The following is a 15,100-nucleotide window of genomic DNA, read 5'->3' on the forward strand; positions in this document are numbered from 1 at the left end:
CCGGGATCGGGAAGGCCCGACCCGGGGGGAAGGCCCGACCTGGGCCTTTTCTTTTTTCGTTGGCCGCGCCATGACTGCGGCATGAACGCCGACGACAAGATCATCATTGCCGACGATGCGGTGATCCATCCGGATGACCTGCACGAGGACTTCATCCGCTCGTCCGGCCCCGGCGGCCAGAACGTCAACAAGGTGGCGACGGCGGTGCAATTGCGCTTCGATGCAGCGAATGCGCCGGGCCTGTCGGAGCGCGTCCGCGAGCGAACCATAAGGCTGGCCGGCCAGCGCGCCACCAAGGACGGCGTCATCGTCATCGAGGCCGGTCGCTTCCGCACGCAAGAGCAGAACCGGGCGGACGCCCGGGCGCGGCTTGCGGAACTGGTCGCCAGGGCCGCCGAACCGCCGCCGCCGCCGCGCAAGAAGACGAGGCCTTCGAAAGGCGCGGTCGAAAGGCGGCTGAAGACCAAGGCTGGGCGCGGCACGATCAAGAAGCTGCGCGGTCGCGTGGACGACGATTGACACGCGTCGACCCGGACGCAAAGGGTGCGCGCTCGGGCAGTCACGCACGGTGCTTTTCCAAAAATCGATTCCGAGTTTTGGGCCGATGCGGCGGGCACGACATCGATCGCGGTCGAGACCGCTTCCAATTCGAGGTTGCAGGTTGCAAGTTCGGCATTCGTCACAGGAAGGAGACCGCAGATGGGCATGTTTGATTTCGTCAAGGACGTCGGCAAGAAGCTCGGCTTCGGCGACGATGAGCCGGAGCCGACCGCCGATACGCTGAAGAAGGAACTCGATTCGCACGCGCTCGGCACCGACAATGTGGAAGTCGACGTCAAGGGCGACACGGCTGTGCTGAAAGGCGTGGTCAAGGATCAGTCGATCTTCGAAAAAGCCATCATCGCCGTCGGCAACACGCTCGGCGTGTCCAAGGTGCAGGCGGATGAATTGCAGGTCGCCGCACCCGAGGCCGGCACGCCCGCAGCCCCGGCCAAGCAACCGACCTTCTACACGGTCAAGAAAGGCGACAATCTCTGGAAGATCGCTGAAAAGAGCTATGGCAAGGGCAAGGGTGCGAAGAACACGATCATTTTCGAGGCCAACAAGCCGATGCTGACCGACCCGGACAGGATCTATCCGGGGCAGGTTCTGCGCATCCCGGATCTCGACTAAGGTATGTTGATATTCAGGTGATGCCGCCTGCAAACGGCGGTTTCCTGCGCTTCCGGTGCTCACGTACTTAAGTACGCTCCGCTCCGGTTCTCTGAAACCACCATTTTCGGCTCGGCCTGACCCGAATCTCACCACACCTTAAGCTGGCGATTGCCATCCAAGGACAAGAACGGCGGCTTTCGGGTCGCCGTTCTTGTTTGTTGGTGGCATTGTCCGCCAGATGAACCCGATGAAGCGACCAAGCTGATGCTCGTTCTGCCCAGAGGCGTCCGCCACATGCCCGGCTACCTATCCCGCGCGGTGCAGGAAGCGCTGGTCGAGGATGTGAGGCAGGTCGTGCAGGAAGCGCCTCTGTTCGTGCCGGCGATGCCGCGCACCGGCAAGGAGATGAGCGTGCGCATGACCAATTGCGGTTCGCTTGGCTGGGTCACCGACAAGCAGCACGGCTATCGCTACCAGCCGACGCACCCGGTGACCGGGACGCCCTGGCCGCCGATCCCGGACGTGCTGCTGGAGCTGTGGCGCGAGGTGTCTGCCTATCCCCATCCGCCGGAGGCCTGCCTGGTCAATTTCTATTCGCCCGACGCGAAGATGGGCCTTCATCAGGACCGCGACGAGATCGATTTCTCCGCGCCGGTCGTCTCCGTTTCACTGGGCGACGATTGCCTGTTCAGGGTCGGCCAGAGCAGGCGCGAAGGCGGCACCAAATCGTTTAGGCTGAAAAGCGGCGACGTCGTCGTGCTTGGCGGCGAAGGCCGCCTCTGTTTCCACGGCGTCGACCGTATCTATCCGTCGACCTCGGCACTGCTCAGGAATGGCGGGCGGATCAATCTGACGCTGCGGCGGGTGACCTATCCTGGCTAATGCTGTCGCGCAAAAGCGCGGACTTTCAAGTCGAGTCGTATCGCCGCTGCAATCGAACGGTAGCGGGGCATTGCCTAAAGCGCTGTTAACCGCTTCGTTACAGCTTCCTGAGCGCCACTTCCTCGACCAGATGATTGGCGCCCTTGCGCAGGATGAGATCGGCGCGGGCTCTAGTCGGCAGGATGTTCTCGCGCAGATTCTTCAGGTTGATGTTGGCCCACAGGCCTTCGGCGATGGCGCGGGCCGCTGCTTGCGAAAGTTGCGAATAGCGGTGGAAGAAGGAGTCCGGATCGCGGAAGGCCGTCTCGCGCAGCCGCATGAAGCGGGCGATGTACCATTGATGGATCAGCTCCTCTTCGGCATCGATATAGATGGCGAAGTCGAAGAAATCCGACAGGAAAGGCACGATCTTGCCGTCCTTTGGCAGCTTGCCCGGCTGCAGGACGTTGATGCCTTCGAAGATCAATATGTCCGGCCGGTCGATGGTCTGGAACGCGCCGGGAACGACGTCGTAGGTCAGGTGCGAATAGACTGGCGCGCGGACATTGCGCTGCCCCGATTTGATGCCCGACAGGAAACGCAGCAGGGCGCCGACATCGTAGCTGTCGGGAAAGCCCTTGCGCTCCATCAAATTGTTGCGGCGCAGGATTTCGTTGGGAAGCAGGAAGCCGTCGGTGGTGATCAGATCGACCTTGGGGCTCGACGGCCAGCGCGCCAGCAATTCCTTGAGGACGCGCGCCGTGGTCGATTTACCGACCGCGACGGAGCCGGCAATCCCGATGATGAAGGGCGTCTTGACGACATCCCCCGCGTTGAAGAAGGCCTGGCGCTGCCTGAACAGCAGTTGGCTGGCCTCGACATGGGCCGACAACAGCCGAGATAGCGAAAGATAGATGCGCTTGACCTCTTCGAGGTCGACCGGATCGTTGAGCGAACGCAGGCGACGGATCTCGTCCTCGCCGAGCGTCATTGGCGTGTCGGCGCGGAACTGCGACCATTCTTCCGCCGAGAAAAAACGGAAGGGCGAATATTTCTCGGTGGGGGCGAGCTGGTCCATCGAGTTTCCTGCCCTCCGCAGCGATCAGCCCCGGTCCTGCCGAGACGCCTTTTCGGCGACGCCCGAACGACCGGTGCGGCGCTCGAGTTCGGTCAGGACATCGGCAAGCGGAACGCCGGCGACGCCCAGAACGACGAGCCAATGATAGATGAGATCGGCGCTTTCCGAAACGAGGGCTTGCCTGTCACCGCCAACGGCCGCGATCACCGTTTCGACCGCCTCTTCGCCGAGCTTCTGCGCCGCCTTGTCGATGCCGCGCGCGAACAGCTTTGCCGTCCACGAATCCGGATCGCCGGAATGCGCGCGTTCCCTGATGATTGTCTCCAGATCGGAGAGCGAAAACTCAGCCATGGCGCCATCTATCTGCTTGTTTAAGCATGATCTTTTCCGAAACCGGTTCCCCCTTTTTTGGCTGGCGCGGACCTTCGGTTCGGGATCATGCTTTAGAGCCGATCCCCTGACGAGTCCAGTCGCATCGGCAGGCCGGCGCGGGCCATGTGCGACTTGGCTTCAGCAATGCTGTACGTGCCGAAATGGAAGATCGATGCCGCCAGCACCGCGCCGGCATGGCCGTCGCGAATGCCCTCGACCAGGTGATCGAGCGTGCCGACGCCGCCGGAGGCAATGACCGGCGCACGCACCGCGTCGGCGACCGCGCGGGTGAGCGCGATGTCGTAGCCGGCCTTGGTGCCGTCGCGGTCCATCGACGTCAGCAGGATCTCGCCGGCGCCGCGATCGACCATCTGCTGAGCGAATTCGACCGCGTCGATGCCGGTCTTCTCGCGGCCGCCATGGGTGAAAATCTCCCAGCGGTCGGCCTCGCCTTCGCCCGACACTATCTTGGCGTCGATGGCGACGACGATGCATTGGTTGCCGAACTTGTCGGCCGCCTCGGCGATGAAATCGGGATTCCTCACCGCCGCCGTGTTGATCGACACTTTGTCGGCGCCGGCCAAAAGCAGCTTTCTTATGTCGGCGACCTGGCGCACGCCGCCGCCGACGGTCAGCGGCATGAAGCATTGCTCGGCTGTGCGGGCGACGATGTCGAAGATGGTTTCGCGATTTTCGAACGAGGCGGTGATGTCGAGGAAGCAGAGCTCGTCGGCGCCGGCGGCATCATAGGCCTTGGCCGCCTCGACCGGATCGCCGGCATCGATCAGATCGACGAAATTGACGCCTTTGACGACGCGGCCGTTCTTGACGTCGAGACAGGGGATGACGCGGGCTTTCAGCATCAGATCCTCGCATGCGCGGCAAGAAAATCGCCAAGCAATTGCCCAACGACAGGCGGAACCTCGCCTTTGGCGTCAAAGGCAGGATCGTAGGCGGACAGGGTAATGCCGACGATCGGGATCGACTTGGCCAGCCCGCAAACCAGTTGCCGCAGCTGCTCCGGATTTGGACCTCCCGGCAGCGCATAGCGGTTCACTTGCAGCACATCCGGATCGTGAACATCCAGATCAAGATGCAAATGCGCTTGGGCCGCGCCGGCCGCCTTGAGCTTTCCGACATTGTCGAGTGCATCGGTCCACTGGGCGCGAATGATCGGCAATGTTTCGAGAAGCCGCCTTTCATCTGGATCGAGGTCGCGCGCGTCGACCAGCATGCAGCGCGACGGGTCGATCGCCTGGAAGCCGGGAATGGCTGACGTCATCGGCCGCCAGCAGAGCCCCAGCGCCGTCGCCAGCGCCATGCCGTCGAGAAAGCCGTAGGCCGACGTCTCGGGCGTGTTGAGATCGCCATGCTGATCGATCCAGATGATCGAATCAGCGGCGTCGCCAGCCACCGCACCGGCGGCGGTCAGGCAATTTCCGGCGAGCACGATGGGAAAACGCTCATCGTCGCGCGCCATGTCGACCTTGGTGGCGACTGCCCGACAAACCGCGAAACCTGTCGCGATTTCGCGTCTCTGGGCATCGCCGACCTCGCCGATGTCCTCGACGATGACATCATGGCCGCGCAAGGCAAGTTCATCGACAAGGCCGCCGGCAATGATGGCGTCGGGGCCCTGGCCAAAGCCGGCGTGGTAAAGGCCGCTGTCATAGGGTGCGAGGATGATCGAGAGTTTCATCGCGCCCTCGCCCTCTCCGGTCCGGCCGCCAGGATCGCCAACGCCTCGGCCGGGTCGATACGTCCGTCATAAAGTGCACGCCCTGAGATGGCGCCTTCGAGCATTTGCGCATCGGGCATCGTCATGCGCACGATATCGGCGATCGACGCCAGCCCGCCGGAGGCGATGACCGGGATGGACACGGCGTCGGCAAGATCGATGGTGGCGTCCCAGTTGATGCCTGTCAGCACACCGTCGCGGTCGATGTCGGTGTAGATGATGGCGGCAACGCCGGCGCCCTCGAACTTCTTCGCCAGTTCGATGACGCCGAGACTAGAGGCCTCGGCCCAGCCCTCGACCGCCACCTTGCCGCCCTTGGCGTCGATGCCGACGGCGATCTTGCCCGGGAATGCCTTGCAGGCCTGCCTGACCAGATCCGGATCGCGCACCGCCACCGTGCCGAGAATGATGCGGGCCAGCCCGCGATCGAGCCAGTCCTCGACCTGCGCCAGGGTGCGGATGCCGCCGCCGAGCTGCACCGGGTTTATTGTTGCCTTGAGAATGGCGCCGACCGCCGCGCCGTTGACGCTCTGGCCCTTGAAGGCGCCGTTGAGGTCGACGACATGCAGCCATTCAAAGCCTTGTTGCTCGAAGGCCCTGGCCTGCGCTGCCGGGTCGTCATTGTAAATCGTCGCGGTCGCCATATCGCCGTGCTTCAGGCGCACGCACTTGCCGTCCTTGAGATCGATGGCCGGGAACAGGATCACTTTCAGGCGCCCTCGACGATCGCGAAATGGCCGGTCGAAGCCGCCAGTCGATTCCGTAGTGCGGTCTGATAGGCCGGCGACTGGTAACAGTTCAGCGCTGTCTGGTAAGAGTCGAACTCGACCACAACATGCCTGTCAAATTCCGATCCTTCGGGGTTTGTGACCTGTCCGCCGCGCACGAGATAGCGGCCGTCGTAGCGCGAAATGGCGTCACCGATGGCATCACGGTAGCGCTGATAACCGACGGGGTCAGTCACCGTGAGCATGACCACCCAGTAGCCTTTCTTGCTCATTTTCTTAGGGCCTCCAGCGCAGGAAATTGGTGATCAGCGCCAGGCCAAGCGCCTGGCTCTTTTCGGGATGAAACTGCGTGCCGGCGAGATTGCCGCTGACGACAGCGGCCGTCACCGGACCACCGTAGTCGGCAATCGCCAGCAAGTCGTCGGCTTGCCTGGCGTCGAGATGATAGGAATGGACGAAATAGGCGTGCAGCCCCTTGGCGCCGGTTGGAATGCCGGAAAACAGCGGATGCTTGCGCGTGAGCTCGATCGTATTCCAGCCGATCTGCGGGATTTTTAGCGCAGGATCGGCCGGGGTGATCTCCTTGACGTCGCCGGCGATCCAGCCAAAGCCTTTTGTGACAGTCTTTTCCAGGCCCCGCTCCGACATCAGCTGCATGCCGACGCAGATCCCGAGAAACGGCCGCGCCTTGACGATCGCGACCTCCTCGACCGCCTCCCACATGCCGGCCACAGCGCGCAGCCCGGCCGCGCAATCGGCATAGGCGCCGACGCCGGGCAAGACGATGCGGTCGGCGGTTCTGACACGCTCGGCATCGGCGGTCAGGTCGATGGCGGCGGCGATGCCGGCTTCGTGCGCGGCGCGCTCGAAGGCCTTGGTGGCCGAGCGCAGGTTGCCCGAGCCATAATCGATGATCGCGACCCGCATGTCAGGGTCTTCCCGGCGTGTGCGTCAGTCCGAGCACCATTCCCGTCTGTGCCGGCCGGGCATTGGCAGCGTCCGGAACGATGCGCGGCACTGGCGCTGGCTCATCCGCATGCGCTTCGGCTTCCAGCACATAGCGCGTATCGGCATCGTCGAGCCTGTCGGCCTCGACGACGCCCCATTCGTGCCAGCCACGACGGCGCAGTGCGGCGATCCGCAAGGCCTGCCCTTCCAGCCCGACATAGAGCGATACCAGCAGCGACAGCAGCCGACCGGCCAGCCCAAGGCTCAGCCCTTCGGCAAGCATCGAAAGCAGAGCCATGGCGACAAACGCCATTGCTGCCTCGATCCACAACCGGTGCCAGAGCAGCCATAGCGGCGGCACGAGGAAGCCAAGCCAGGAAAACCCATCACGGACAAAGGCCGTTGTGTCAGGCTTTTCGCCGCGGCCCGGCGGTTCCATCACGACATAGACAGCCATGGCCTATCCCTTCAGAGATCCCTTGGTGGAAGGAACCGCGTCAGGCTGGCGCGGGTCGCTTTCAAGCGCGAAACGCAGCGCACGCGCCACCGCCTTGAAGCAGGTCTCGGCGATGTGGTGATTGTTGGCGCCGTAGTGGTTGGTGACATGCAGCGTGATGCCGGCATTCTGCGCCAGGGCCTGGAAGAATTCGCGCACCAGTTCGGTGTCGAACGTGCCGATCTTCGGCGATGAGAACGCAACGTTCCAGACAAGGAAAGGACGGCCGGAGACGTCGATCGCCGCGCGCGTCAGCGTCTCGTCCATGGCGAGATCGACCGAGGCATAGCGCATGATGCCGCGCCGCTCGCCCAACGCCTTGGCCAGCGCCTGGCCGAGCGCGATGCCGGTGTCCTCGACCGTGTGGTGGTCGTCTATGTGCAGGTCGCCCTTGGCCTTGACCGTCATGTCGATCAGGGAATGGCGCGACAGCTGCTCCAGCATGTGGTCGAAGAAGCCGACGCCCGTCGAAATATCGGATTTTCCCGAGCCGTCGACCTGGACCGATACGGAGATGTCGGTTTCCTTGGTCTTGCGGCTTGCGTTGGCGGAACGGGGCGGCATGCTCATCCTTGTCCAGAGTTCAGGCGTTCCAAGCGTCCACATGCTTGAAAGCGTCCACATGCTTGAAAACGAGAGCCTTCTAGCAGCATGATCCGGCGATTGCCAGTTGCCGTGCCAAGCAGTATCGAGCCTGACCGATGACCGGTTGGCAATCATCGGACCTATGCATACATATGGTCGATCAAGTCACTCGTAATGCGCCAAATCGCCTTGTCGGGATCGGCGCTGATCGGAGCAGAGATGTCGAACGAACTGACCATGCACGCCACGACGATCCTGACCGTGCGCAGGGGCGGCAAGGTGGTGATCGCCGGTGATGGCCAGGTCAGCCTTGGCCAGACGATCATGAAAGGCAATGCCAAGAAGGTGCGCCGAATCGGCAAAAGCGGCAATGTCATTGCCGGTTTCGCCGGCGCCACCGCTGACGCCTTCACGCTTCTGGAGCGGCTGGAGGCCAAGCTCGAACAATATCCGGAGCAATTGACGCGGGCCTGCGTCGAACTCGCCAAGGACTGGCGCACCGACCGCTATCTGCGCCGGCTGGAAGCGATGATGCTGGTTGCCGACAAGTCGGTCTCGCTGGCGCTGACCGGCACCGGCGACGTGCTCGAACCCGAACATGGCGTCATGGCGATCGGCTCGGGCGGCAATTATGCGCTGGCCGCGGCGCGCGCGCTGATGGACACCGACAAGGATGCCGAAGAAATCGCCCGCAAGGCGATGCAGATCGCATCCGACATCTGCGTCTACACCAACAACAATTTTGTCATCGAAATCCTCGATGCCGGCTGAGCCGGCCGCTGGCCATGATCCCGAAAAGTGGAAACCGGTTTTTGCTTCGCTGACCTTCGGTTCGCAGGAGATCATGGCCAAACGAGAAAATAGATATGATTTTCGACCGGTGACGGAGGCGGACCTGCCGATGATCGCGGCATGGCTGGCCGAGCCGCATGTCGCCGAGTGGTGGGACGATCCCGAGACGGAGATCGCCCAGATCCGTGAGCACATCGACAGCATTTCCGTCGAGCCGCTGATCATCGAGCTCGACGGCGAGCCGATCGGCTACATGCAGAGCTACGATCCGCATCTGGAGGACGGCCACCCCTACAGCGACCAGCCTTTCGGCACGCTCGGCATCGATCTGTCGATCGGCAGGCCCGAGCTTGTCGGACGCGGCCACGGCTCGGCAATTGTCCGGCAGTTCGTGGAACAGCTGTTCGAGGAAGGGGCACCGCGTGTCATCATCGACCCGGATCCATCCAACGGACGAGCGATCCGTGCCTATCAAAAGGCCGGGTTCAGAGCTATCGATCGCAGGCAATCGGAATATGGCGACGCCGTGCTGATGGCAATTGACGCCGAAGCGGGCGACGCCCAAGAGGGCAATATCGAATAGGGTGACGCCGAATAAGGCGCCGAAGAGGGGCAGTAACAGCATGAGTACAAGCGGCGCCGACAAGACCGTCTCGGCCTATGAAGACAGCTGGCGGATGGGACTTCTGCTCGTCCTCGGCCTGATTATATTCCAGGCTGGAGCCCTTTACGGCATGGGCCGAACGCCGATCTGCGAATGCGGCTATGTCAAGCTGTGGCACGGCATCGTGCAGAGCTCGGAGAATTCCCAGCATGTTTCCGACTGGTACACATTCTCGCACCTCATCCACGGCTTCCTGTTCTACGCGCTGGCGTGGGCTCTGTTCCCGCGCTCGCCGATCGGGCTCAGGCTGGCATTTGCCGTCGTCATCGAGGGCGGCTGGGAGCTTCTCGAGAACAGCCCGTTGATCATCGAGCGCTACCGCGCCGGCACGATCTCGCTCGACTATTACGGCGACAGCATCATCAATTCGGTGGCGGACACGCTGGCGATGGTGCTGGGATTTGTGATGGCGCGCAGGCTTCCTATATGGGTGATCGTGACCCTCGCTCTCATCTTCGAATTCGGTGTCGGCTACATCATCAGGGACAATCTGACACTCAACGTGATCATGCTGCTGCATCCGTTCGAGTCCATCCGGCAGTGGCAAAGTGGAATTTAGCGATATGACCACATTCTCGCCCCGCGAAATCGTTTCGGAACTCGATCGCTTCATCATCGGCCAGAAGGACGCCAAGCGCGCCGTGGCCATCGCCTTGCGCAACCGCTGGCGCCGCCAGCAGCTCGAAGGCCAGATGCGTGAAGAGGTGATGCCGAAGAACATCCTGATGATCGGCCCGACCGGCGTGGGCAAGACCGAGATCTCGCGCCGCCTGGCGCGCCTTGCCGGTGCGCCGTTCGTCAAGGTCGAGGCGACCAAATTCACCGAGGTCGGCTATGTCGGCCGCGACGTCGAGCAGATCATCCGCGACCTGGTCGAGATCGCCATCGGCCTGGTGCGCGAGAAGATGCGCGAGGACGTCAAGGCGCGCGCCCATATCAATGCCGAGGAACGCGTGCTGGAAGCGCTCGTCGGCAAGACGGCGAGCCCGGCGACGCGCGACAGTTTCCGCAAAAAGCTGCGCGACGGCGAGCTCGACGACAAGGAGATCGAGATCGAAGTGAGTGATACCGGCACTGGCGGCATGCCCGGCTTCGAGATACCCGGCATGCCGGGCGCCAATATCGGCGTGTTGAACATCAACGACATGCTGTCGAAAGCGATGGGCGGCCAGAAGACCAAGACCCGCAAGACGACAGTGAAGGAATCCTACGCGGTGCTGGTCGGCGACGAGTCCGACAAGCTGCTCGACCAGGACGAGGTGGTGCGCAGGGCGCTCGAATCGACCGAAAACGACGGCATCGTCTTCCTCGACGAGATCGACAAGATCGCCTCGCGCGAAGGCGGCATGGGCGCCGGTGTTTCCCGCGAAGGCGTGCAGCGCGACCTGCTGCCGCTTGTCGAAGGCACCACGGTCGCGACCAAATACGGACCGGTGAAGACGGATCACATCCTGTTCATCGCATCGGGCGCGTTCCACGTTGCCAAGCCATCCGACCTGCTGCCCGAATTGCAGGGCCGTCTGCCGATCCGCGTCGAGCTGCGTGCGCTGGAGAAGGACGATTTCGTGCGCATCCTGACCGAGACCGAGGCCAGCCTGATCAAGCAGTACATCGCGCTGATGAAGACCGAGGGCGTCGATCTCGTCTTCACCGACGACGCTATCGATTCACTGGCCGGCATCGCCGTCGATCTCAACGCCAGCGTCGAGAACATCGGCGCCAGGCGACTGCAAACGGTGATGGAGCGGGTGCTGGACGAGATCTCCTATGACGCGCCGGACCGCCACGGCACGTCGGTGACAGTCGACGCCGCCTATGTGGAGAAGCATGTCGGCGATCTGTCGAGAAACACGGATCTGTCGCGGTTCATCCTGTAGCAGGCGATCCATCCGCAAGAGTCGGACCGGCGGAGCCGGCACGTGTGGCCAAATGGAAGCATCTGGCCAGCTTTTGTCTTGCCGGGCGACGGGGCTCTCGACTCCCGTTGCAGCTTTACCTAGTTTGCCGGCAACACCAGCGCCGCGCAGCTTTTTGGATGCGCAGGATGCTGTACAGTTGGTTCTGCGCATGACCCCCGAAAATCGGTTCCGAGGGTCATGCGTTGTTGCAGGCGGCGGCGCATGAAAAAAACGATCCTCGTCACTCTCGGGCTGACGCTGGCGACAGCCATGTTCGCCGCCGAAGCGGCGACGATGGTGCCGCCGGGCAACAGTCATGTCGAGCAGCCCAGCATACCGGGCGCCTCAAGCCGGCGCACCCAGGCCACCAACACCACCTTCCAGTCGAAATACCGCAAGGTCTATGCGCTGCTGCAGCACGACGCCGGTCTTCGCGGCAAGATCGAGCAGGCAGCAGTGACCTATGGCATCGATCCTATGCATATCGTCGGCGCCATCGTCGGCGAGCACACCTACAATGTCGACGCCTACGACCGGCTGCAGACCTACTACGTCAAGGCGATCTCCTATCTGTCGAGCAAGCTGTCCTTCGCCTATGAAGGCGAGGACATCACCGATTTCGTGCAACGGCCGCAATTCCAGGAATGCGTCGGCAAATCGGATAGTTACGAGCTCTGGGAATGCCGCGAGCAGGTGTGGAACCTTTCCTTTCGCGGCAAGACTGTCGGCGGTGAGAGCTTCCCCGACGACCGCTTCGGCGCGACTTTCTTCCAGCCCTATTATGCCGGCCAGACTTTTGGCCTCGGCCAGCTCAATCCGCTGACCGCCTTGCAGATGAGCGATCTCGTGCACCAGGTTTCCGGCCTGCCGAAGCTCGACGTCGGCGATCCGAACGCGGTCTACAAGACCATCATGGATCCGGACCTGACCTTGGACTATGTCGCGGCGACGATCCGGAAATCGATCGATGCCTATCAGAGCATTGCCGGCTTCGACATATCGGGCAATCCCGGCATCACATCGACCCTCTATAATGTCGGCAATCCTGAGCAGCGCGCCCATGCGCTGAAGGCCGAAAACGACAGGCGCCGCGCCGCGGGCGAACCGGAGAAGCTGCCCGAGGAAAATTACTATGGCTGGCTGGTCAACGACAAACTGCAGGAGCTGAATGCGCTGTTTTAGTGGTGAAATCCGACGCTTGTATAGCTGACGACGGCACCGGCGGCGGGCTTCTAAGCTTCTCCAGCTCGAGATTCATGATAGTGTCGGCGAGGATGAGCGTTTTAGAGGGCAACAAATCCCCTCGCGAGGGCCCCGCGACGCTCATCGCTCGCCTGCGACGATCCGAATCTGGACACGATGCGGAGGCAAGACTACTCTCTGCCCTATGAGCAAGCTCGCCCGCATCCTGGCCTTTGTTTTCCTGGCGGCCTTCGCCGCAGGAACGGCGGCGCATTCGGCGGCTTCGACCGACATGTCCCTGAAGATGTCCATGTCGGGCATGGACGGCGGCATGCCCGATTGCCAGGACTGTCCGAACGATGACGGCCAGGTGGCATGCGACCAGTTCTGCGTGACCTCGATGGCCGCGATCTGCCCCCCTGCCGCTGCCGAGCTTCCGCATGTCGCGGGCATCGTGTCTTTGCCGACCGCGGCACCGTCGGACGGCCGCACAGGGCCACCTGAACCCTATCCTCCCCGAACCACCTTCCTGAACTGACGCGGCCGCGGCGGGCATCCGCTCCCGGCCGACCCGTCGATGCGTCCGGCTACGTCCGTGCGTCACATGAGCCTATTCCAGGATGGTTGATCCATGTTCGATTACCGCGTGCCGGCGCTGACGCGCCGCGCCTTCCTCACATCGGCCGCTGCCGTTTCGGCGGGCGCAATGCTTCCACTGCAACCCACTACCTATGCCGCGGACATCCGCCAGTTCCGGCTCCGCGCATTGCTGGGCCGTGCCCAAATAGTCCCCGAGCCGCATGGCGATACCCCCATCTGGTGCTATGACGGCAGGCTGCCCGGTCCGGAAATTCGCATCCGCCAGGGAGAACGCCTGCGGGTCGCGGTCGAGAACAAACTCGACGAAGAGACGACCGTGCACTGGCACGGTTTGCGAGTCCCGAACGCGATGGACGGCGTGCCGCACCTCACGCAGGCGCCGATCGCGCCCGGCGCGACCTTTGCCTACGAGTTCGATGCCGTCGACGCAGGCACCTTCTGGTACCATCCGCACCATCGCAGTTTCGAGCAGGTTGGCAGAGGCCTGTACGGCCCGCTGATCGTAGAGGAAGCCGATCCCGTCCGGGTCGACCGCGAAGTCACATGGGTGCTGTCCGACTGGCGGCTGACCAAGACCGCCGAGATGCGGGAAGACTTCGGCAACCACCATGACATGATGCACAACGGCCGGGTCGGCAACACGGTCACGATCAATGGCCGCGTGCCGGATGTCTTTCAGGTGCGAAAGGGAGAACGCATCCGGCTGCGCCTGATCAACGCCGCCAACGCCCGCATCTTCGGCCTCGACTTCGGTAGTCACGAACCAGTCGTAATCGCGCTGGACGGGCAGCCCGTCGACCCGCATGCGCCGGAGAGCGGGCTGGTCGTGCTGGGACCCGCGATGCGCGCCGACGTCATCCTCGACATGACGGCGGCTGCCGGAAGCCGGGTTTCCGTAATCGACCGCTTCTACGAAGACCTAGAATTCCGCCTGGTCGATCTCGCCTATGACGATAATCCGCTCAGGCAAAAGGCTCCCGACTGGCCCGCCGCCCTGCCGCCCAACCCGCTGCCGGAGCCGGACCTTGCATCGGCCGGCCGGCACGAGGTCACCTTCAACGGCGGGATGATGGGAGCCATGGTCATGCAGGAGATGGGCGGGAGCATGGGCGACATGGGCAAGGACCCGTCGGACCAGATGGGCGGCATGATGGGCAACATGGGCGGCATGATGAACATGATGCATTCCGGCGGTATCTGGTTCATCAACGGCGTCGCGGCGGAAGGCCATATCATGGACCCGATGTTGACGCTGGCGCGGGACAAGAGCCATGTCATCGCGATGACCAATGCGACGGCCTGGCATCATCCGATCCACCTGCACGGGCATTCGTTCCGGGTGATCTCCCGCAACGGCAAGCGCACCCGTTACCGCGAGTGGCAGGACACGGTGCTGATGTCACCCCGCGAGCGCCTGGAGATCGCCTTGGTCGCCGACAATGCCGGCGACTGGATGTTCCATTGCCACATTCTCGAACATCAGGGCGCCGGGATGATGGGCGTCTTCCGGGTTGCCTGACTCAATTCTCATCGAAAGGAGAACCGAAATGCGTACCATCCTCAAGACCCTCGTCCTCGCTTCCTTCGTCTGGGCGTCGCGCCGGCGCTCGCCGGCGAGAAAGACGTCATGCTTTACAAGAATCCGCAATGCGACTGCTGCGAGGGCTATGCCGACTACCTGCGGGAGAACGGCTTCAAAGTCACCGTCAATGCGACGCACGAGCTGGCGGAAATGAGCCGCGAGGCTGGCATCGCTGACGAGTTCCAAGGCTGCCACCTGTCGTTCGTGGACGGCTACGTCGTCAGCGGCCACGTCCCCGTCAGCACGGTCGAGAAGCTCCTGACCGAGCGGCCGGACATCAAGGGCGTGACACTGCCGGGCATGCCGATGGGCTCGCCGGGCATGAGCGGCACGAAGGAAGCGCCGGTCGAGATGCTGGAGATCACCAAGTCCGGCGTGGGCGGGGTTTACGCCCGCGAGTAGCTCTGCCTGCCGGAAACCC

General features: G+C 62.8%; 20 protein-coding genes. 11 read left to right on the plus strand and 9 right to left on the minus strand.

The window, feature by feature from the left end:
* Nucleotides 1-81: 81 nt before the first annotated feature.
* From arfB to AC0L15_RS04745, 3 genes are all read left to right on the plus strand, one after another.
* On the plus strand, nt 82-519 hold the full coding sequence (gene arfB / locus AC0L15_RS04735) for an alternative ribosome rescue aminoacyl-tRNA hydrolase ArfB (protein WP_091592566.1): 438 nt from the start codon (nt 82-84) through the stop codon (nt 517-519).
* Nucleotides 520-699: 180 nt separating this feature from the next.
* On the plus strand, nt 700-1,173 hold the full coding sequence (lysM, locus tag AC0L15_RS04740; RefSeq protein WP_023796912.1) for a peptidoglycan-binding protein LysM: 474 nt from the start codon (nt 700-702) through the stop codon (nt 1,171-1,173).
* Nucleotides 1,174-1,419: 246 nt separating this feature from the next.
* Nucleotides 1,420-2,037 (plus strand): alpha-ketoglutarate-dependent dioxygenase AlkB, encoded by a 618-nt coding sequence (locus AC0L15_RS04745; protein ID WP_473495955.1) that lies wholly within the window; start codon nt 1,420-1,422, stop codon nt 2,035-2,037.
* 97 nt (nt 2,038-2,134) lie between these two features.
* Here the strand turns inward: AC0L15_RS04745 and coaA are convergent, their stop codons facing one another.
* The 9 genes from coaA to hisB form a co-directional block, all read right to left on the minus strand.
* Complete coding sequence (gene coaA / locus AC0L15_RS04750; RefSeq protein ID WP_128244588.1) at nt 2,135-3,094, minus strand: type I pantothenate kinase; 960 nt, start codon at nt 3,092-3,094, stop codon at nt 2,135-2,137.
* A gap of 24 nt (nt 3,095-3,118) precedes the next feature.
* Nucleotides 3,119-3,445, minus strand: coding sequence for a phosphoribosyl-ATP diphosphatase (locus AC0L15_RS04755; RefSeq protein ID WP_128244589.1), 327 nt, complete (start codon nt 3,443-3,445; stop codon nt 3,119-3,121).
* Nucleotides 3,446-3,537: 92 nt separating this feature from the next.
* On the minus strand, nt 3,538-4,332 hold the full coding sequence (gene hisF / locus AC0L15_RS04760) for an imidazole glycerol phosphate synthase subunit HisF (RefSeq protein WP_287246961.1): 795 nt from the start codon (nt 4,330-4,332) through the stop codon (nt 3,538-3,540).
* On the minus strand, nt 4,329-5,165 hold the full coding sequence (locus tag AC0L15_RS04765; protein WP_287246753.1) for an arginase family protein: 837 nt from the start codon (nt 5,163-5,165) through the stop codon (nt 4,329-4,331). The genes hisF and AC0L15_RS04765 overlap by 4 nt, the downstream gene beginning before the upstream one ends.
* Nucleotides 5,162-5,911 carry a 1-(5-phosphoribosyl)-5-[(5-phosphoribosylamino)methylideneamino]imidazole-4-carboxamide isomerase gene (hisA, locus tag AC0L15_RS04770; RefSeq protein ID WP_287246754.1) on the minus strand — a complete coding sequence of 250 codons (750 nt, stop codon included), beginning with the start codon at nt 5,909-5,911 and terminating at the stop codon, nt 5,162-5,164. Before hisA ends, AC0L15_RS04765 begins: the two co-directional genes overlap by 4 nt.
* Nucleotides 5,912-5,913: 2 nt before the next feature.
* Entirely contained in the window at nt 5,914-6,204 is a 291-nt protein-coding gene (locus AC0L15_RS04775; RefSeq protein ID WP_287246755.1) for a DUF1330 domain-containing protein, read from the minus strand.
* A 4-nt stretch (nt 6,205-6,208) separates the two neighbouring features.
* Entirely contained in the window at nt 6,209-6,859 is a 651-nt protein-coding gene (gene hisH / locus AC0L15_RS04780) for an imidazole glycerol phosphate synthase subunit HisH (protein ID WP_287246756.1), read from the minus strand.
* A gap of 1 nt (nt 6,860) precedes the next feature.
* Nucleotides 6,861-7,337, minus strand: a complete 477-nt coding sequence (locus tag AC0L15_RS04785) for a DUF2628 domain-containing protein (protein ID WP_287246757.1) — start codon at nt 7,335-7,337, stop codon at nt 6,861-6,863.
* Nucleotides 7,338-7,340: 3 nt separating this feature from the next.
* Entirely contained in the window at nt 7,341-7,940 is a 600-nt protein-coding gene (gene hisB / locus AC0L15_RS04790) for an imidazoleglycerol-phosphate dehydratase HisB (protein ID WP_287246758.1), read from the minus strand.
* 240 nt (nt 7,941-8,180) lie between these two features.
* Between hisB and hslV the strand changes: the two genes are divergently transcribed.
* From hslV to AC0L15_RS04830, 8 genes are all read left to right on the plus strand, one after another.
* Entirely contained in the window at nt 8,181-8,732 is a 552-nt protein-coding gene (gene hslV, locus AC0L15_RS04795) for an ATP-dependent protease subunit HslV (protein WP_023796923.1), read from the plus strand.
* Nucleotides 8,733-8,805: 73 nt separating this feature from the next.
* Nucleotides 8,806-9,336, plus strand: a complete 531-nt coding sequence (locus AC0L15_RS04800; protein ID WP_287246962.1) for a GNAT family N-acetyltransferase — start codon at nt 8,806-8,808, stop codon at nt 9,334-9,336.
* A 40-nt stretch (nt 9,337-9,376) separates the two neighbouring features.
* Nucleotides 9,377-9,976 (plus strand): DUF2585 domain-containing protein, encoded by a 600-nt coding sequence (locus tag AC0L15_RS04805; protein WP_287064052.1) that lies wholly within the window; start codon nt 9,377-9,379, stop codon nt 9,974-9,976.
* Between the two features lie 4 nt (nt 9,977-9,980).
* Nucleotides 9,981-11,294 carry an ATP-dependent protease ATPase subunit HslU gene (hslU, locus tag AC0L15_RS04810; protein ID WP_023796926.1) on the plus strand — a complete coding sequence of 438 codons (1,314 nt, stop codon included), beginning with the start codon at nt 9,981-9,983 and terminating at the stop codon, nt 11,292-11,294.
* Between the two features lie 243 nt (nt 11,295-11,537).
* Nucleotides 11,538-12,497, plus strand: a complete 960-nt coding sequence (locus tag AC0L15_RS04815) for a DUF1402 family protein (protein WP_473495956.1) — start codon at nt 11,538-11,540, stop codon at nt 12,495-12,497.
* A 205-nt stretch (nt 12,498-12,702) separates the two neighbouring features.
* Nucleotides 12,703-13,035, plus strand: a complete 333-nt coding sequence (locus AC0L15_RS04820; protein WP_287064054.1) for a hypothetical protein — start codon at nt 12,703-12,705, stop codon at nt 13,033-13,035.
* 93 nt (nt 13,036-13,128) lie between these two features.
* Nucleotides 13,129-14,616: a multicopper oxidase family protein gene (locus tag AC0L15_RS04825; protein WP_287246760.1), complete on the plus strand. Its 1,488-nt coding sequence runs from the start codon at nt 13,129-13,131 to the stop codon at nt 14,614-14,616.
* 108 nt (nt 14,617-14,724) lie between these two features.
* The gene (locus tag AC0L15_RS04830; RefSeq protein ID WP_473495957.1) at nt 14,725-15,081 is read left to right on the plus strand and encodes a DUF411 domain-containing protein; all 357 of its coding nucleotides are present in this window, start codon (nt 14,725-14,727) and stop codon (nt 15,079-15,081) included.
* Nucleotides 15,082-15,100 lie beyond the last annotated feature (19 nt).

It is taken from the genome of Mesorhizobium sp. WSM4846, assembly GCF_055811415.1.